The 18,235-nt window shown below is 51.5% G+C and carries 19 protein-coding genes; 9 read left to right on the plus strand and 10 right to left on the minus strand.

What is annotated here, in order from left to right; translation table 11 throughout:
* Window positions 1–206 precede the first annotated feature (206 nt).
* From trxA to EFB08_RS19470, 9 genes are all read right to left on the minus strand, one after another.
* A complete protein-coding gene (trxA, locus tag EFB08_RS19425) occupies window positions 207–527 on the minus strand; it encodes a thioredoxin (protein ID WP_123128620.1) in 321 nt (106 codons plus the stop codon).
* A gap of 78 nt (window positions 528–605) precedes the next feature.
* A complete protein-coding gene (locus tag EFB08_RS19430; protein ID WP_123128621.1) occupies window positions 606–1,418 on the minus strand; it encodes an AraC family transcriptional regulator in 813 nt (270 codons plus the stop codon).
* An 84-nt stretch (window positions 1,419–1,502) separates the two neighbouring features.
* A complete protein-coding gene (locus EFB08_RS19435; protein WP_123128622.1) occupies window positions 1,503–2,270 on the minus strand; it encodes a DoxX family protein in 768 nt (255 codons plus the stop codon).
* A 246-nt stretch (window positions 2,271–2,516) separates the two neighbouring features.
* Window positions 2,517–3,347, minus strand: a complete 831-nt coding sequence (gene ygiD, locus EFB08_RS19440) for a 4,5-DOPA-extradiol-dioxygenase (protein ID WP_123128623.1) — start codon at window positions 3,345–3,347, stop codon at window positions 2,517–2,519.
* Window positions 3,348–3,524: 177 nt separating this feature from the next.
* The gene (locus EFB08_RS19450) at window positions 3,525–4,115 is read right to left on the minus strand and encodes a Crp/Fnr family transcriptional regulator (RefSeq protein ID WP_165864970.1); all 591 of its coding nucleotides are present in this window, start codon (window positions 4,113–4,115) and stop codon (window positions 3,525–3,527) included.
* 2 nt (window positions 4,116–4,117) lie between these two features.
* A complete protein-coding gene (locus EFB08_RS19455; RefSeq protein WP_123128626.1) occupies window positions 4,118–4,441 on the minus strand; it encodes a hypothetical protein in 324 nt (107 codons plus the stop codon).
* The gene (locus tag EFB08_RS19460) at window positions 4,425–4,667 is read right to left on the minus strand and encodes a DUF433 domain-containing protein (protein ID WP_123128627.1); all 243 of its coding nucleotides are present in this window, start codon (window positions 4,665–4,667) and stop codon (window positions 4,425–4,427) included. Before EFB08_RS19460 ends, EFB08_RS19455 begins: the two co-directional genes overlap by 17 nt.
* A 206-nt stretch (window positions 4,668–4,873) precedes the next feature.
* The gene (locus EFB08_RS19465) at window positions 4,874–5,818 is read right to left on the minus strand and encodes an NAD(P)H-dependent flavin oxidoreductase (RefSeq protein WP_123128628.1); all 945 of its coding nucleotides are present in this window, start codon (window positions 5,816–5,818) and stop codon (window positions 4,874–4,876) included.
* Between the two features lie 95 nt (window positions 5,819–5,913).
* Complete coding sequence (locus tag EFB08_RS19470) at window positions 5,914–6,912, minus strand: sugar phosphate nucleotidyltransferase (protein ID WP_123128629.1); 999 nt, start codon at window positions 6,910–6,912, stop codon at window positions 5,914–5,916.
* Between the two features lie 319 nt (window positions 6,913–7,231).
* Between EFB08_RS19470 and EFB08_RS19475 the strand changes: the two genes are divergently transcribed.
* The 3 genes from EFB08_RS19475 (at window position 7,232) to EFB08_RS19485 (ending at window position 9,171) form a co-directional block, all read left to right on the plus strand.
* A complete protein-coding gene (locus EFB08_RS19475; protein WP_123128630.1) occupies window positions 7,232–7,810 on the plus strand; it encodes a LemA family protein in 579 nt (192 codons plus the stop codon).
* A gap of 111 nt (window positions 7,811–7,921) precedes the next feature.
* Window positions 7,922–8,386 (plus strand): TPM domain-containing protein, encoded by a 465-nt coding sequence (locus tag EFB08_RS19480; protein ID WP_123128631.1) that lies wholly within the window; start codon window positions 7,922–7,924, stop codon window positions 8,384–8,386.
* Window positions 8,383–9,171: a TPM domain-containing protein gene (locus tag EFB08_RS19485; protein ID WP_123128632.1), complete on the plus strand. Its 789-nt coding sequence runs from the start codon at window positions 8,383–8,385 to the stop codon at window positions 9,169–9,171. The genes EFB08_RS19480 and EFB08_RS19485 overlap by 4 nt, the downstream gene beginning before the upstream one ends.
* An 85-nt stretch (window positions 9,172–9,256) precedes the next feature.
* On the opposite strand, the gene EFB08_RS19490 is transcribed toward EFB08_RS19485, so the two are convergent.
* Complete coding sequence (locus tag EFB08_RS19490; protein WP_125077811.1) at window positions 9,257–10,666, minus strand: hypothetical protein; 1,410 nt, start codon at window positions 10,664–10,666, stop codon at window positions 9,257–9,259.
* Window positions 10,667–10,761: 95 nt separating this feature from the next.
* Here EFB08_RS19490 and rbfA point away from each other — a divergent pair, with 95 nt between their 5' ends.
* The 6 genes from rbfA (at window position 10,762) to EFB08_RS19520 (ending at window position 18,127) form a co-directional block, all read left to right on the plus strand.
* Window positions 10,762–11,214, plus strand: a complete 453-nt coding sequence (rbfA, locus tag EFB08_RS19495; RefSeq protein WP_123128634.1) for a 30S ribosome-binding factor RbfA — start codon at window positions 10,762–10,764, stop codon at window positions 11,212–11,214.
* Window positions 11,215–11,267: 53 nt separating this feature from the next.
* Complete coding sequence (locus EFB08_RS19500) at window positions 11,268–12,077, plus strand: class I SAM-dependent methyltransferase (RefSeq protein ID WP_123128635.1); 810 nt, start codon at window positions 11,268–11,270, stop codon at window positions 12,075–12,077.
* A 167-nt stretch (window positions 12,078–12,244) separates the two neighbouring features.
* Window positions 12,245–12,718, plus strand: a complete 474-nt coding sequence (locus tag EFB08_RS19505; RefSeq protein ID WP_123128636.1) for a GNAT family N-acetyltransferase — start codon at window positions 12,245–12,247, stop codon at window positions 12,716–12,718.
* Window positions 12,719–12,892: 174 nt separating this feature from the next.
* Window positions 12,893–14,116: an ABC transporter permease gene (locus EFB08_RS19510; protein WP_123128637.1), complete on the plus strand. Its 1,224-nt coding sequence runs from the start codon at window positions 12,893–12,895 to the stop codon at window positions 14,114–14,116.
* 216 nt (window positions 14,117–14,332) lie between these two features.
* Window positions 14,333–17,272, plus strand: a complete 2,940-nt coding sequence (locus EFB08_RS19515) for a DEAD/DEAH box helicase (protein ID WP_123128669.1) — start codon at window positions 14,333–14,335, stop codon at window positions 17,270–17,272.
* A 123-nt stretch (window positions 17,273–17,395) separates the two neighbouring features.
* Window positions 17,396–18,127 carry a hypothetical protein gene (locus tag EFB08_RS19520; protein WP_123128638.1) on the plus strand — a complete coding sequence of 244 codons (732 nt, stop codon included), beginning with the start codon at window positions 17,396–17,398 and terminating at the stop codon, window positions 18,125–18,127.
* Window positions 18,128–18,235 lie beyond the last annotated feature (108 nt).

Below are 18,235 nucleotides of genomic sequence, written 5' to 3' on the forward strand. Positions count from 1 at the left end.
TCAACTCACTCCGAAGAATAGTTGGAAAGCGACCTACCCTTTATTCTGCCCTTCTCCATCTTCTTGGATTTTCCACTTGGTGCGGAATCCTTGGCTTTGGAGGGTAAGGATTGAGCCTAACAAGCGTCTCCTGTTTTGGCCCTGTTTTACAGAAAAGAGGCCGAAAATAATCCAGCCTCTTTTCCCTTTCAGGTAGTCTGGAGTGATTACACGTACGCTGCCAGTTTCTTCTCCAGCACATACTTGGGCACTGCGCCCACTTGCTTGTCCACCACCTGTCCGTTCTTGAAGACCAAAAGCGTAGGCATGCTCCTGATGCCGTATTTAGAGGAAACAATGGGGTTGTTATCTACGTCCAGTTTGCCCACGATGGCTTTGCCTTCGTATTCTTTAGCCAGTTCTTCTACAACAGGGCCAATCATGCGGCAGGGGCCACACCACTCCGCCCAGAAGTCTACCAGCACAGGTTTGTCAGATTGGATGGCCTCCTCAAAGGAAGCATCGGTGAGATGAATTGCTTTTACCATGTCCTTAAATTTTAAAGTACAAGGCAAAAGTAGCGCCGCTTACAGGCTCAGGATTGTACCAGAACGACATTTTTCAGGCTAAAGCTGCAGTCCTTGTGCTTGGGTGTCTTCAGAGAAATAAGAGGTAGGCGTTACGCCGGAGTACTCCTTGAAATCTCGGTTGAAGTGCGCCTGGTCATAGTAACCGCTGGAAAGCGCCAACTGCGTGAAGCTCTGGTCTGGGTCTTGTTGGTAGCGCTGCAAGGAGTACCGGAAGCGCTGAATTTTGGTGTATTCCCTCGGGTTGAAGCCCAACAGGTCTTTGAACCGTCGCTCAAATTGCCGGCGGGAAAGATAGAGCTGCTCGTAGAGCTTGTCAGCGTCAGGGAGTTGCCCGGCATCTATTTCGGCCTTTATCAGTTTTATCAAGGGGGTGTAACTACGTTTGTTTTGCAGCAGGTGCTCGGCCAGGAATTGGGTGAGCAAGGCCATGCGCTCCTGGTGCGAGGCCGAGGTGGCAATCTGTTCCTCCAGCAGCCTCAAGCCGGTGCCAAACACCTCCTGCACTACCGTCACCTTGTTGCTCACTTCCTGTCCCGAGGTGTGAAAGAGCAGGCTGGCCGTGTACGGGTACAAGGCTACGCCTATGATGCCAAAGTTTTCCTGAGTCGTAATCTCGGTGGGTTTATTGGAAGGACCGTGCAGGTAAAACTCGGGTACTACCTGGTCTGTGCCGGGCGAAAGAAAAGAACCTTTGTAGTGGAACGTGAGTTGGGCGCAGCCATTGGCCACGGAACTGAAGTGGTACGGCGCCGTAATCTCCTGCCCCTCAGCAATCCAGAAATACCGCACGAACTCGGCCAGATGCGGCGGAGGCGGAAGCTGCTGGTAAAACGTGGTAGGTACTGCCATGGCGCTGCTCGGTTAGCCGTTCAACGAGAATTCTCTCAACAAGTGAAGCCACAGCAAGGTAGCATTTTCTGGGTGTTTTTGCGATTATACCACCGAAACAGAATCCTTTGTAGAGATTGCCGAAGCGCTTCTGGATTTCAGCCAGAGATTCACCACCAGCAGCACCAGCAGAACACCAGAGTTTACAGCCAGCACCGGTAAAGCTCCAGAGATCTTACCCAACGTCATCAGAAACATATTGGCAATGGCCTGGGTCACTATCACTTTCTCCAACTTGCTAAGGGCGGCAGGCAATAACACACACGCTCCGGCCAACCCAAAGGTAAGCAGCCCGAAACCGTTGGTCACGTCATAGCTGAATCGGGCGGAAACCATGGTCCCCAGCGCTGCGGCAAGAATAGCCCAAGGCAACTTCCCGCTCCGGAACAGTTCTAGCGGAGTGGCCTCGGCCGCAACCATCCCATCGGGGAAAAACAAGAACTGGAACCGTTTGTACTCATACAGCAGCAGACTCAGGTTCAACAGCAGGAACACCGCGTTCACATACGGGGTACCGGTCCAGTTCTGCGACACGGTTACCGCCAGAATGGAAACGTTCATCGGCACCAGCATCACGGCGCCCAGTAGACTGAACCGCTGCGTGAACAGCAAGGCCCCGCAGATTACCTGGCACACCGCCACCACCTGCGCGAACAACCCCAAGCCGTGCTTCGCGAGGACTTCCTCCAGCCAAGGCGGACCAATCAGCTGCCCGAAGTTCCCATGCGTGAGTTTGCAGATACCCGCCGAGAAAAAGACGTAGCCTAAAAATAGCCGGATGAGGAGCACGAGAAAGTCTTTGTTTTTGAGCATGGCCTTTCAACTATTAGAACCTGAACAGAGCCACTTCACCCAAAGCCGCTCCTTTGATGCCTACAAGTAAAGCAGCTTCTTTCTCACCCTAAAATCTTTTAGACCAACCGCCTCAACATCTAGACAAACTCCGGGTTCCTGCCTGAACATCCACAAAATGTTTTTGTCTATTGACGTTTAGAAGGCGTTTAAACAAAAAGAGGCCGAAATCGCTTCGGCCTCTTTTCTAAAATTATGGGTCAACGCTTATGCGCCTATTTTCACCGATGTCATGGTCAAAGATCCGCCTACCATTTTATCATTGAAAAACGAAGTTTCTTCGTCTTTGCCTTGTAAGCCCAATGTGTACAAAAGCGGCAGGTAATGTTCCACCGTCGGGATGGCCATCAAGGCTTCCTTGCCCAGCGTCTGGTAGTGGATGAGCGGCTGGTGGTCGCGGTTCAGGATGAGGTCCTTGAACTTCTCATTCATGGTGTGGGTCCAGTCGTAGCCACCTCCATTAATCATGCTCCAGTTCATCATGCGCAGGTTATGCACCATGTTACCGCTGCCCACAATGAGCACGCCTTTCTTGCGCAAAGCGGTCAGTTCCTTGGCCAGGTCATAATGATACTGCGGACCTTTGGTGTAGTCAATGCTGAGCTGTAGCACCGGAATGTTAGCCTCGGGGTACATGTGCCGGATGATGGTCCAGGTGCCGTGGTCCAGTCCCCAATCGTGGTCTAGTTCTACCTGCGTAGTAGTAATCAAAGAAGCAGTTTCTTTGGCCAAAGCCGCATCACCGGGCGATGGATATTGCACCGCAAACAGCTCCTTCGGAAAACCCCCAAAATCATGGATGGTTTGCGGGAAGTCCATAGCCGTAATTTTGGTGCCCTTGGTAAACCAGTGCGCCGATACCACCAGCACCGCCTTAGGCACCGGAATTTCCTGCGCCATCTTCTTCCAGCGCTGGCTGAACTCGTTGTCCTCGATGCCGTTCATCGGTGAGCCGTGCCCAATGAAGAGCACCGGCATGGTATAGTCCTGAGGGGTTAACTCCTCAGTGAATTTTCTGAAAGCACTTAAAGTTGTCATGGTTATTGCTCCTCCTGTAACTAATTTGATAAAGGTTCTTCTTTCCACGGATTTGCTTTTTAGCGTGAAAAAGGGTGTGAACCAAATTAAGGAGGGCATGCCTAAAACAACAGGGCTGCCATCTCAGGTTCACTCTACAAAGGTCGGGAGGCAAGCAGCCAAAAAGAATAAGGTAGTTTAAGAAATGGCCTGTTGGTACAAGTCTAACCCCTCGGATTTGATGGTGCTGAAGAACTCGGGCGTGATGCCCAGGTACGAGGCAATGTGGTACTGCGGAATGCGTTGACTCAGGTTGGGGAATTTGATCAGGAAATCACGGTAGTTCTCAGCCGCGGTTTGCGTCATACCGCTTAGCATTCGTTTCTTGAACGCGAAGTACCCGTTCTGGAGCAGTTTCCGAAAAAACAGGTTGAAAACAGGATGTTCCTGTGTGAGTTGCTCAAAAGCATTGATGCTGATTTGAAGGTACTGCGTTTTCTCCAGCGCCTGTATAGAGAGGAGCGCCGGTTTGTTGAACGCTACATCGCTAATCCAATAGCCTTCCACGGCAAACTCCAAGTTCACTTCTTTGCCTGCCTGGTCCACAATAAACGACCGCAGACACCCACTCAAAACGAAATATAGGGCATGGTTCTGTTCACCGGTGCGTAGCAGATGCGCTTTCTTCTGTGCCTCCTGCGGAATGCAGATAGCCAGGAATGCCTCAACCTCCTCTGGCGTGAGCGAGACGTGTTGAGAGAGCGCAGCAATGAGGAGGTTTAGAGGCAAAATCAAAGCGTTATGGTGGTACTGCCAGGAGTGAGCGGAGTGGCAAGGACCTGCCTGATAGCAGGAACCAGCGTCTGCAAGGTTAGGTACGTGTTATCTGGAGCATTCAAAACTAAAACCGGAAGAGCATATTTCTGAAAGTTCTGCTGGTGCTGCAGGTTCTTGTCAAAAGTTAGAAGCGCGTCAAAGCTTTCCTGCAGAAGCAACTGCATCAGTTCTCCGTTTTTCTTTCCGTTCCAGCCTTTATCACTCACGGTGAAGATTTGATAATCAGGGAAGTCCAGCTTCAGGCGTTTAGGCAGATTCTCATCAAGCAGCAGTTTCATAAAGCTGCTCAATGTTCTTGGAGGTTACCAGCTTTTCTGCAATGCTCAGGACTGCTACCGCTTGCTCACGTGCTACGCTGGGGAAATCTTCCAGGAAATCATCCAAAGAGATTCCTTTTTCTAGGTGGGCAAATAAGGTTTCAATGGTCACCCTCGTCCCCTTGAAAACGGCTTGGCCCCCTAGCACCTCTTCATCAATGGTTATGTACTCTTTAATGTTTGTCATTATGAAGTATACGGAATTACAGGGAGGGTTGAAAACACCTGTTAAATTCTTTCTTCTCTTTCTGTCATCTTAGAAGGAGCTTGCAGGCGAACTATAATAACGTTTACTACAGCGCTTGTCTAGTGCGCTCACAAGGTCCTTTCAGGATGACAAAGTGGGGAAAAGCAGGTTCACTATGAGGTTCATCTCTGGAAATTCAGTGCCACTTACCGCCACTCCCCACAAAACTTAGCCTTGGCAGCTTCAAACTCCTGCCACATCTCATACAGAATATCGCCGGCGGGTTTAATGTCTTTCACCATAGCAGCGGCCTGGCCTATTTCCAGTTCGCCTTCCTCCATGTCACCTTCGTACATGCCGCGCTTGGCCCTGCGGGAACCCAGCAATTCTACTAACTCTAAGTTGGAAGCTCCGCGTAATTCGGCGGCTTTCACGTCTTGGTAGAATTTGTTTTTGAGCAGGCGTACGGGCGTGAGTTGTTTCAGAGAAAGCTCGGTGTCTCCTTCCTGCGCAGCTACCACGCGGTCTTTGAAGCTCTGGTGCGCGCTGGATTCTATGCTGGCCACAAACCGACTACCAACCTGCACTCCTTCGGCTCCCAAGGCCAAGGCGCCAAAGATACCCGCTCCGTTGGCAATGCCCCCGGCGGCAATCAGCGGCAAACTCACGGCCTGCCTAACCAGCGGAATAAGGCAGAACGTGGTGGTTTCCTCGCGGCCGTTATGCCCACCCGCTTCAAACCCTTCGGCCACGATGGCGTCTACCCCGGCTTCCTCGCACTTGCGGGCGAACTTGACGTTGCTTACCACGTGCACTACTTTGGAGCCATTATCCTGTAGCTTCTTCGTCCAGGTCTTCGGGTTCCCGGCAGAGGTGACGACCACAGGCACTTTCTCTTCCATGATAATCTTAAAATGCTCTTCTAGGTCTGGGTAAAGCAAAGGCACATTCACCCCAAAAGGCTTGTCTGTAGCGGCTTTGCATTTCTGGATGTGCTCCCGCAGGGTATCTGGGTACATGGAGCCTGCGCCAATAAGGCCCAGACCACCGGCGTTACTCACCGCCGAAGCCAGTTTCCAGCCGCTGCACCAAATCATGCCCGCCTGAATTACGGGGTATTGTATGTTAAAGAGTTGGGTGATTCTGTTCATGTTTTAAGATGCTAGATATCAGACATTGAATGTTAGACTTTCTCCGGTACTCCTTAGGGAATCTAGCGCCTAACATCTAACTACTAAGATCTATGTCAATGGCTGAAATCAATCTCAGTGCTGTCCCCAATGTTCAGGCGCTGGCTGAGGCCTTTCAGTGCGGAATCTGAGCCTACCAAAGAATCTTCCAGTACGGCGTAGCCCAGTTCGGCGTAGCCGCCGATGATGGAGTTGCGCACGATGGTGTAGTTGAGGATGGCGCTCTCGCCAATAGCCACGTTGGGACCCACAATGGAATTGGAAATCTGCACGCCTTTGCCAATGCTTACCGGCGGAATGATGATGGTGTTGGGGAAATCGGGGTACTCGGCGCGTTTGAACTCCGGGCGGTTCAGGAGCGTGGCATTGGCCTGGAGCAGGGTGTCTTTGCGGCCGCAGTCAAACCAATGGTCTACGGTGAAGGAAACCATTTTCTCGCCGTGCTGAATCATGTGCATGAGGGCATCGGTGAGGTGGTGTTCGCTCTGCGTCCGGATGTCGTTGGTGACAATGTGCTCCAGGGCCTCGGCTAGTTTAGCGGGGTGCGCTATTTTGTAAAGCCCCACCAACGCGAAGTTGGATTTTGGGATCTTAGGTTTTTCAATCACTTTGGTAATAAAGCCTTCACTGTCCATCTCGGCAATGCCAAACATGGTAGGCGTTTTCACCGGTTTCACGGCCAGCATGGTGTGCTCAGAGGCGAAGAACTGCGCCATGTCGGCATCCACGATGGTATCGCCCAATTGAATAAGCACCGATTCTTCGTTCCGGAACGTCTCCCGGGCAGCCCATAAGGCATGCCCTAATCCTTCGCGGGGCTGTTGTACCACAAACTCGGCTTGAATGTGCGGGTACTTTTTCTGCACGTAGTGCATGATCTTCTCGCCCAGATACCCCACTACCAACACAAACTGCGTGATGCCCGCGGCCTGCAACCGTTCAATGATATGACCCAGAATGGCTTTGCCGGCAATAGGAACCAAGGCTTTGGGTTGGGTGTGGGTGTGGGGCCGTAAGCGGGCTCCCATTCCAGCCACCGGAATTACTGCTTTCATACAACTTTCAAGAAGGCTTTTCTCCACAAGCTACGCAATTCTGGTGGTTTTCGTGCAAAGCCGCTCCGCAGGAAGGCCGCCGATGTTGTTCCGCCTACGAAATCTTTATAGCTCTTTTTGAATATTTATCCGCAACCTTCTTATCTTTCGGAAGGCACCCGGCAACTGCGGAGCAAAAGTGCTGAATACCCGTTTAACGCCCGTTTTCAGGAAATTGCGGCTAAAACGCACATTTTCGTCATAACTACGTATAGAGGGTGCCTAAGGCTCATAAATAACCTAAGTCACATACTACCATTCTGAATAAACTTCCTCAACTATGAAAAAACTATTGCTTTACCTTGTGGGTTTCGTAATTCTGGCCTCGCAGAGTTCCTGCGGATACAATGATATGGTGCAGAAAGACGAAGCTGTTTCCAGCCAGTGGGCGCAGGTGCAGAATTCTTACCAACGTCGTGCCGACTTAGTGCCCAACTTGGTGAATACCGTAAAAGGTGCCGCCAACTTTGAGAAGACCACCCTGACCGATGTCATTGAGGCCCGTGCCAAAGCCACCAGCATCCAGCTCAACGCCGACGACCTGACCCCTGAGAACCTGGAGAAATTTCAGGCGGCCCAAAGCCAGCTGAGTGGTTCGCTCTCGCGCCTGATGGCAACTGCTGAGGCCTACCCAGACCTGAAAGCCAACCAGAACTTCCTGGAGTTACAGGCGCAGTTAGAAGGCACCGAGAACCGCATCTCCGTGGAGCGGCAGAAATTCAACGGGTCTGTGCAGGACTACAACACATACATTAGGGCGTTCCCGCGGAACTTCTTCGCCGGCTGGTTCGGGTTTGAGAAGAAAGGCTACTTTGAGGCCGAGGCTGGTGCCCAGAAAGCCCCAACGGTACAGTTCTAAACTGTATCAGGTAGCAAGACTTTATCTTCTGTTTAGGGGCTGTTTTAAAGAAATCAGCCCCTAAACAGAAATTCCCATTGACTCAGAACTCAAGACTCAGAACTTCAAACCATGTCCCGCGATACCATCACCGACGAAGATGAGGCCATCATTGTGCAGGCCATTCAGGAAGCTGAACGCAACACCTCCGGCGAGGTGCGGGTACACATTGAGGACACCTGCGAAGGCGAGGTACTGGACCGCGCTACCCAGGTGTTTGCCTACCTGCACATGCACCAGACCAAGCTCCGTAACGGCGTGTTGTTCTACGTGGCCATGAAAAGCCACAAGTTCGCTGTGCTGGGCGATGCCGGTATCAACGCCGTGGTGCCCAAAGATTTCTGGGTGGAGATAAACAAAACCGTGATCGCCGATTTCAAAGAGAAAAAATACGCCGAGGGGCTCCGCAAAGGCATCACCATGGCAGGGGAGCAACTCAAAAATTATTTCCCTTACGCCGGAGACCACAAAGACATCAACGAACTGTCTGACGATATCTCCTTCGGCAAAAACCTGGACGAAACCCCAACTAAATGAGAAAATCAATCTGGCTTCTGGGGGTATTGTGGCTTTGGGCAGGACTGGGGCTGGCGCAGGATTTTCCGCCTCGGCCTTCACCGCCGCGCCTGGTCAATGACTTGGCCAACATCCTTTCGCCGGAAGAAGAACAAGCCCTGGAGCAAAAGCTGGTCAACTACAGTGACAGTACCTCCACGCAGATTGCCGTAGTCAACACCACCTCCATCGGCGGCTATGACATATCAGATTACGCCTTCAAATTAGCCGAGCAATGGGGCATAGGCCAGCAGGGCAAAAACAACGGTATTCTCATTCTAACGGCTGTCAATGAGCGCCGCGTGTTCATTGCCACCGGCTACGGCATGGAAGGCGTGGTGCCAGACGCCATTGCTAAACGCATTACCGAGTACACCATCAAACCCGAGTACCAGCAAGGCCGCTATTACGCCGGTCTGGACAAAGGTACTAGTTTCATCATTGACGTAGCCAGCGGCGAATACAAAGCCGATCCCAAGCAACGTCAGGGCCAAGACGAAGGCGGCTTTCCTTTCCTCTGGATCATCATCGGTATCCTGATTCTCATCTTCATCATCAGTCGGCGCGGCGGCGGTGGCCGAGGTGGTCGTGGCGGCATGCGCACCCTGGGCGGACCTTTCTTCCCACCTGTGATCTTCGGTGACTTCTCCGGCGGACGCGGTATCTTCGGGGGAGGCGGCGGTGGCTTCGGAGGAGGTGGAGGCGGCGGTTTCGGCGGCTTCGGAGGTGGTAGCTTTGGAGGCGGCGGTGCCGGTTCTGATTGGTAAAAGAAGGAGAGATAAGCTTAAATTTACTTTATCTTAAAGCGCTTCGGGCCTGTTTTAGGTAAAACAGGCCCGAAGCGCCTTTTTATTACCGTACCCGGCGGTAGAAGGGGCCGTTCTCTACTTTCTCGTAGCGTTGGAACACCAGGGGCAGTTTGTACTGGAGTTCGGGCATGAGGTTCTGCTGGTCAACGATGTAAGCGGGTGGATTTTTCCGGAGGTCTTGCAGGATGGTGAATAGGGATTCGTAGTAGTGTAAACGCCCGAAGTAAGGTTTGGCCAAGTCCCAGCGAAGATAGGGGGAGCCCAGGCTATTGTTTTGGTAGTAATTCAGGTCTGGGCCTAACACCAGCAAACTTTGTCCTTCTATTTGGCGGTATTTGGGAGCGTCCTGCACTTGCACCAACTCCGGCTGAAGGTGTAGGGCTGGGTAGACCAATCCCAGTGGATTATAGCGCATGGCAATCACCCCGGCAACAATCACCAGGAAAAGGAGCTCCGCGATCCAGAGGCGGTTCCCCCACCAACTGAACAGGAATATCCCGAAATACGCCAGCAAGGGGAGGAGCAACACCAGTCCTTTGGCCGAGCCGTCGTGACCGCTGATGAGCACGAGCACCGCCACAATGGTCCAGATAAGCATGAACTGCAGAAAGCGTGCCTGGTAATTAGCCCCTAAAGTGACCAGAGGCAAACTCAGGAAGGATAGAACCAGAAAGCCCAGTGGCAACGCGGCAATGGTGAGTACCTGGAGAATGGGCAGCCCAAAAGCAAACGTCAACTGCCAGGACCACGTCAATCCCTGCTCCAGGAACGGTACCAAGGCATTCTGGTACAGGAAGTACGTCAGGACCACAGTAAACGGGAACACAAAGCCCGTCAGCATCAAGAGGGTACTTCTGAACGCCCCCGAGGCGAAGTAGATGATCGCGAAGAAACCCAGCACCAGAAACCACACCATGGGCAGGTAACACAGCGCGGCCAACCCCAGCATGAATCCCGCCTTGAACAGACGCCCGGCGTTAGAAGCTTCCTTGGAGATGGCGGTAAGGCTGTACACGGCCAGCACCACAAACGTATGCCCCAGCAGCAGCGGTGAGAGCACATCCAACTCAAAGAAGATACTGCCAAACAGCATGTACAGCAGCGCCGGCACGTATGACTTGTAAGGGTGAACCTGGTTTCTGTTGAAGACAAAGTTCAGCAGAAAGGCCTGGTAGCCCAGCAGGAACGTGGCCAGCAGACGGTGTGCCAGGTATGAGCGGGGCGCTACGGCATCCAGCAGCCAGTACACGGCGGCAGAAAGAGGACCAGTGGTGTCATATAGGTCCTGGTAGAGCGTAAAACCCTGGTGCAGGCGCTCGCCTAGCAGCACGTAATGCAGCTCAGAAAGCGTAGTAGGAAGCCCGAAAATGAGCAACGGAAGCCGGATGAGGAGAAACAGCAGCACCAACACCACCCACCTGGACGGAAACAAACTGCGGAAGAATCGTATCAAGCTATGCGCGGCTTAGCCATCGCTCTGGCCTTGCGGCAAAGAGGACGGCGGTTTGTGGGGTAAAAATGTGAAATTAATACGATATTTGCGGAACCATGGAAAGTAAACGCCAACAAAAATTCGCCAGACTGATTCAAAAGGAGCTTGCTGAGATCTTCCAGCGCGATGTTTCCCATTTGTTTCAGAGCACCTATATATCAGTAAGCGGGGTAGCCGTGTCTCCGGATCTGGGCGTAGCCAAAGTGCATTTGAGCCTACTGCTCAACCCCAAAGGGCGCGATTTGCTCAACGAAATCAAAGTCAACACCAAAACCATTCGGCACGAACTGGCCAAGCGCATCAAAAACCAGGTACGCGTGATCCCAGAGCTGATCTTCTACCTGGATGACACCGCCGAGTACGCTGCCAAAATGGACAAAATCATCTCTGAACTGGACATCCCCTCTGAGTCAAAGGAAGACCCTACCAACCCGTTCCGGAACGAGGAAGACTATTACTTATCTGACGAAGACGGCGAAGATGACGAAGAAGACGCCGACGGACGGTAGTCTCCCAAGCGCTCCCTTTATTCCCGTTACTAAGCCAGCTACTAAACCCACCCATGCAGTACGATCCAATTAAACGCGTTCTGGGCGAGGCGTTCAACAAAACGTCTTTCCTGCGCAAGCTTTTCTACAACCTCTTAGACCTGCTGCTGCTGCGCACGTGGCACATCCACAAGGAATTGCGGGCCTGGGCCAAGACTAAACGCCAGCAGCCTGTGCAGATTCTGGATGCCGGCTCGGGCTTCGGGCAGTACAGCTATTACCTCTCAGGCATGGGCGCTAAGTGGCGCATTCTGGCCGTAGACGTGAAAGACGAACAGATCGCTGACTGCGCTAACTTCTTCCAGAAGATTGGCCGCCACAACGTGATGTTCCGCAAGGAAGACCTGGTGACGTACCAAGAGCCTCAGGCGTTTGACCTGGTGCTGAGCGTAGACGTGATGGAGCACATCCTGGAAGACGTGGAGGTGTTCAAGAACTTCCATGCGTCTCTGCGGCCCGGCGGCATGGTGCTCATCTCCACGCCATCTGACCAGGGCGGATCAGACGTGCACGGCGATGACGAGAGCTCCTTTATTGAGGAACACGTACGCGACGGCTACAACATTCAGGAAATACAGCAGAAACTAAAGAGTGCGGGCTTCAGCCGCACCGAAGCGCATTATTCCTACGGGGATCCGGGCAAGATTTCCTGGCGCCTGAGTATGAAGTACCCTATTTTGATGCTGGGGGCCAGCAAGTTGTTCTTCATTATCTTGCCTTTTTACTATTTGCTGGTGTATCCGTTCTGCCTGGTCCTTAACTGGCTAGACACCAACGGAAAGCACGCTACGGGCACTGGCTTAATCGTGAAGGCCTGGAAATAGAAGATTTCAACACCTGATCCTGAACATCCACTGGAGGATGACTTCTGGTTTTTGCCCTATTTTCTTGAAAATGGCACTAGAACTTCCTCAGTATTTGGACTTTGACAATCTGACAAGAACCGCTAACTTCACCGGCAAAGACCCCCGTCACGCTTTTTACCACCAAGATGATAGAGTTAGTCAGGACAGATTCAGGTAATCAGGACTTCGCAGAACTTGTTTCCCTTCTGGATGCCGATCTTCATGTGCGTGACGGAGACGACCACTCGTTTTTTGCACAATTCAACAAGATTAGCGCCATAAAGCACGTAGTGGTAGCGTACTACGACCTGCTGCCGGTGGGTTGCGGGGCTATAAAAGCGTTTGCAGGAGACACAGTAGAAGTAAAAAGGATGTTTGTGCTACCCGAGTTCAGGGGGCAGGGCATTGCCGGCAAAGTCCTGACGGAACTAGAGCAATGGGCCGATGAACTGGGCTTCCAGTCCCTGATTCTGGAAACGGGGAAAGCGCAGCCTGAGGCCATCAGACTGTACACCAAAAGCGGCTTTCAGGTAATTCCCAACTTCGGGCAATACGAGAACATTGAAAGCAGCGTTTGCATGAAGAAAGCCATCGGTAGGCAGACCGTAAAGGAGCTATAGTTTAGGCCCTTCTTTTACAAAAACACTCCTGAAACGGGCATCTGGCCTGAAGAAAACATAACCCTTTCGCCCCAGAACAGTAAAGGTGACCTGAGTGATAGATGAGTTTTAACCATTCTTTCCATCACTCCTTCACTCAATCACTCATTCATTAATCCACGCATTTACCTAAAGATGAACGTTGCCCTTTTTATCGCCCGGCGGTACTTTTTCTCCAAGAAGAAGCGCAACATCATCAACATCATTTCCATCATAGCCATGATTGGCGTGGGCGTGGGCACCATGGCGCTCATTGTGGTACTCTCAGTGTTCAACGGCCTGGAAGACCTGATTCGGTCGCTGTACGGCAAGTTTGATCCTGAGATCAAGATCACCACCGTAGAGGGGAAATCCTTTGAAACCAACGCGCAGTTTCTGGAAAGAATCAGGAAAACGCCCGGTGTGGCGTTGCTCACCGAGGTGATTGAAGACAACGCATTGCTCCGCTACAACGACCGCCAGATGGTGGTGAAGATCAAAGGCGTGAGCGACAACTTTTTCCAGCAGAACCAGATTGACTCGGCCATTGTAGACGGAGATTACCGCCTCAAGCGTGACGATAAGCAATTCGCTCTCATTGGCCGGGGCGTGCAGTATCAGCTTTCCATCCGTCCGGAAAACCCGTTTTCACCTTTGCAGTTTCTGTACCCTAAAGCCGGAAAGAAAACCATCATCAACCCGGAGAATGCGTTCCGGCAGTTGGGCATCCAGGCGGGCGGCGTGTTCGCCATTGAGCGCCAGTATGACGACCAATACGTGTTTGTGCCTTTGACCTTCGCCGAAGAGCTTTTAAGCTATGGAAACAAGCGCACCTCTCTGGAGATCAAGACCGAGAACATAGAAGACATTGAAAACGTGCAGGAAGCCTTGCAGGAGTTGTTGGGCAAAGAATTCAACGTACAGGACAGCGAAGAACAGCATGTGAGTCTGCTCAGGGCCGTGAAAGTGGAGAAGCTGTTTGTGTTTGTCACCTTCACGTTTGTTTTGCTCATTGCCTCCATCAACATCTTTTTCTCGCTTTCCATGCTGGTGCTGGACAAGCAGAAAGACATTGCTATTCTGGCTTCACTGGGTGCTGACCCGGGCACCATCCGGAAGGTGTTTTTACTGGAAGGAGCCATTGTGGCGTTTACCGGAGCTTTTGTAGGCTTGGTAGTGGGCGGCACCATTTGCTGGCTGCAGCAGACGTTTGGCTGGGTTTCTATGGGTATGAGCACCTCGGTAGTAGAGGCGTACCCGGTACTCATGCGCCCCACAGACTTCCTGCTCACCGCCGCCGCCATCATTCTCATCACCTTTCTGGTTTCTATCCGGCCCGCTCGTCGGGCGGCGGCGCTTTCCATCCGGGAGAACCTTTAACCTGTTTTTTGGCCTTTTCCGGGAAAAGGGGCTTTAAACGCTTCCTGAGGCTTGGGCCCTCTTAGAGCCCCTGCTTTAGGGTTGTTTTATGAAAAATAGCAGGAAAATAGGATTGGTGCTGCCAAAAAAGTAGAGAATAGCTAAAATTTCTACGTTTTCCTGCGGTAAAAAAAAGATTTTGTTGTACTTTCAATATTGGGAAAGCAAGACTCTGCCATGAAAGTATACACAACACAGCCTTTTCAAGTTATTTATTCTCTCTTTGAGCATGAATACCTGGGCTACTTGTTTGAGTCTTTCGTGGTGCAGGTCAACTCTAAACGGCAACTCACGCTGCAGCACCAGAACATCTCCAGCAAGAACGCCGATGAATTTGCCGCCCGCCTGAACGAGATTGATTTTGAGCTCATTGAACTCACTGACCAGATTCAGCAGGACGCGGTATTCAAGAGATTCGCGATCAAGAAAACCACCCTTTCTGATTTCTTTTTCAAGACCTACGATCCTGCCAAAGGCGACAAGCTGCTGCAGGAGAGCATAGACCATTACATCCAGAGCCGCATGGCCCGCATTCTGGAGTTGCTGCAAGACAAGATGGTGTTTGTGATGGGCAAGGACGGCGAACCTACTTGGAAGCGCCTGAACATGGCCACCGAAAAAGCCACTGTGCTGTTCCATTTCCGGCGGAACGATGACAACACGCATTACTTCCCCACCATCAAGTACAAAGGCGAACGGCTGGAGTTCCAGTACCAGAACGCGGTGCTGGTGTGCAAAGAACCGGCCTGGCTGCTGCTCAACGATGTGCTCTACAGTTTTGAGAAGCAGGTAGACGGCAAAAAGCTGCAGCCTTTTCTGAACAAGAAATTCATTGTGGTGCCCCGCAACGTGGAGGAAAGCTATTACCGCAAGTTTGTGGCTCCGCTGGTAGAGCAGTTTGACGTCTACGCCAAAGGCTTTGACATCAAGTCTGAACGATACGTGCCGCAGCCGCAGTTGCAGTTCTCTGAATTGGCCGTGACCGAGCCTTCGCCAGCTTTGTTTGCCACCACTGGGGAAGACGAGGAGGAAGAGGAAATCAGAAATCCGTCTGAGGCAGATAAGATCGTTTTCCAGCTCAGCTTCAAGTACGGCACCTATACCGTAGGCACCCAAGAGTCCAGGAACATCAGTGTAAGCGTAGAGAAAACCCCAGATTCGTATATTTTCCACCGGCTGCACCGCGATGTGGAGCGCGAGACCTCCTTTCTGCGTGAGCTTTCCAGCCGCGGCCTGGAGATCAGGAACGGCAAAGCGGTGATGGACAAGCCCCAGGCCTTTGGGTGGTTGAACAACTATGCCAAGACCTTGGAGGAACTGGGTTTCACGCTTAAACAGAGTCAGTCAGACAAAAACTACTTCATTGGCGAGACATCGGTGAACGTGGGCATCAACGAAACCAATGATTGGTTCGATATCTACGGCACCGTGCGGTTTGGGCCCTACGAGATTCCGTTCATCAAGCTCCGGAACCACATTCTTACCAAACGCCGCGAGTACAAGCTGCCCAACGGCCAGATTGCGATCATCCCCGAGGAATGGTTTACCCAATACTTAGAGCTGTTCGCGTTCTCTGAAGGCGACGACGAGCTGAAACTGCGCAAGCACCACCTTTCGCTTGTGAGCGATCTGCAGAACGGCAACCTGGCCCACGTAACCATGAGCCGCAAACTGGAGAAACTCCGCGAGTTCGAAGCCGTAGAAGACATGCCGTTACCGGTTGGTTTCAAAGGAGAACTGCGCCCTTACCAAAAAGCCGGCTATAACTGGCTGCATTTTGTGCAGCAATACCATTTTGGGGGATGCCTGGCCGATGACATGGGTCTGGGGAAAACCGTGCAGACACTGGCGCTTTTGCAGCATCGGAAGGAAAACGGCGCACAAACGGCCTCTTTGCTGGTGATGCCCACGTCGCTCATCTACAACTGGCTCGCCGAGGCCCAGAAGTTCACGCCCCAACTGCGCATTCTCACCTATACCGGTACCTACCGGAACAAGAGCGTGGCGCAGTTCAAACACTATGACCTTATTCTCACGTCTTACGGCATTGTGCGCCTTGACCACGAGATCCTGAAGAAGTACCTCTTTGACTACGTGATTCTGGACGAAAGTCAGGCTATCAAGAACCCTAACTCCAACACGTCCATCAGCATGCGGGAGCTGAAGTCCAAGCACCGGTTGATTTTGACGGGTACGCCTGTGGAGAACAGCACCCTTGATTTGTGGAGCCAGATGTCGTTCATCAACCCGGGTTTGTTGGGCACCCAGAACTTCTTTAAAAAGGAATTCCTGCGGCCCATTGAAAAGCTGAAAGACGAGCAGAAAACCCGCCGTTTGCATGCGCTCATTAAGCCGTTCATTTTGCGCCGGCACAAAAGCCAGGTAGCCAAAGAACTGCCCGAGAAGATTGAGCACGTGACGTACTGCAAGATGACCGAGGAGCAGGAGCACGCCTACGAGGAAACCAAGTCCTACTACCGCAACAAGATCCTGAAGAACATTGAGGAGCAGGGGGCCGCCAAGTCACAGTTCATGCTCTTACAGGGCCTTATGAAGCTGCGCCAGATTGCGAATCACCCCCGCATGGCTGACCCGACATCGGAGGCGGAGTCGGGCAAACTGGGCGAGGTTCTGCGCCTCACTAAAACCGTGGTCAACGAAGGCCACAAAGTACTTATCTTCAGTCAGTTCGTGAAGCACCTGGACCTTGTGCGGGCAGCCCTAGACGAACGCAAAATCAAATACGCGTACCTGGACGGTTCTACCAAAGACCGTCAGGCCCAGGTCTCCAATTTCCAGAACGACCCTAAATTACCCGTCTTCCTCATCTCCCTGAAAGCCGGGGGTGTAGGTCTCAACCTCACCGCCGCCGACTACGTGTTCATTCTGGACCCTTGGTGGAACCCCGCTGTAGAGGCCCAAGCCATTGACCGTGCGCATCGCATCGGGCAGCAGAACACCGTCTTTACCTACAAGTTCATCACCAAGAACAGCGTAGAAGAAAAGATACTAGCCCTTCAGGACAAAAAACTCCAGATGGTCTCAGACCTCATTTCCACCGACGAAGCCGTCATCAAGCGCCTCACCAAAGAAGACATTGAGAACCTACTGAGCTAAGCGTTTCTGGGCTTGTTTTAGTAAAAGAGGCGGTAAATAGGATCGTAAGCATTTCCGTACAAAGTGCCAATAAGCGGAAGTGTGCCTTATATGCAGTAGTTATGTGGCATTAAAATAATAAAGTTGAGACTGTATCCGATTTTAATTCTTTTCTTACTAACTACTTTTTGTTTTGGACAAACAAAACAGAACGGACTGATATTACCTCTGTCATCAGCCAGTCCAGAAATATGCTGCATCTATGCACCAAAAAACGGAATTACGGTTTATAGCAGACCGAATGGCGACAAAGCAGGAAAGCTGACAAGGAAAGTAAAGGAAAACACGGGAGACCAGGCACCTTACAGGATTTACCTTCTCCCCAACTCTGATAAAGCCGCAAAAAAGCTAAACCTTTCTTTATTTGAGCAAATTGATTCAGAGGTTTGGGCAATTAAGTATTTTGAGAGAAAAGACGGATTCGTAAGGGTTTTAGATAAATCGGACAATTACTGGATTAGTGAAAAGGAGATTGCCGCTAATAAATTCAGGGTAACAGAGTGGCAGAAGTTTATATCGGCCAATGCTGGGAAGGTATTAGGTTTTTACGCCAATGACCCTGGACTTAACCTGAGGGACGCGCCTTCTGTCAATGGGAAAGTCCTGAAAAAACTAAAAGGCGACCTGTTTGAGATTACCCCTACTACACAAAGTAAGGGATTATGGGTTAAGGTCAAAGTGAAGAAATACAAGGAGCACCCATGTACAAGCGACTTGGGCAAGAAAGAAATAGTTGATTATGAACTGGAGGGTTGGGTTAAAATAGTAAATGACAACGGGGAGCCAAATGTATGGTATTATGCCCGTGGTTGTTAAATGAAAAAAATAACGCCACATAACATGAACTCTGTTAAAAGTCAATAAAATCAGGCGGAAAATCTTTTAAAATCCGGTTGGTAGGCAACACCCGAATGAATAATAGCG

Origin of the sequence: Rufibacter latericius (genome assembly GCF_003721515.1) — a bacterium.
Taxonomy (GTDB): Bacteria; Bacteroidota; Bacteroidia; order Cytophagales; family Hymenobacteraceae; genus Nibribacter; species Nibribacter latericius.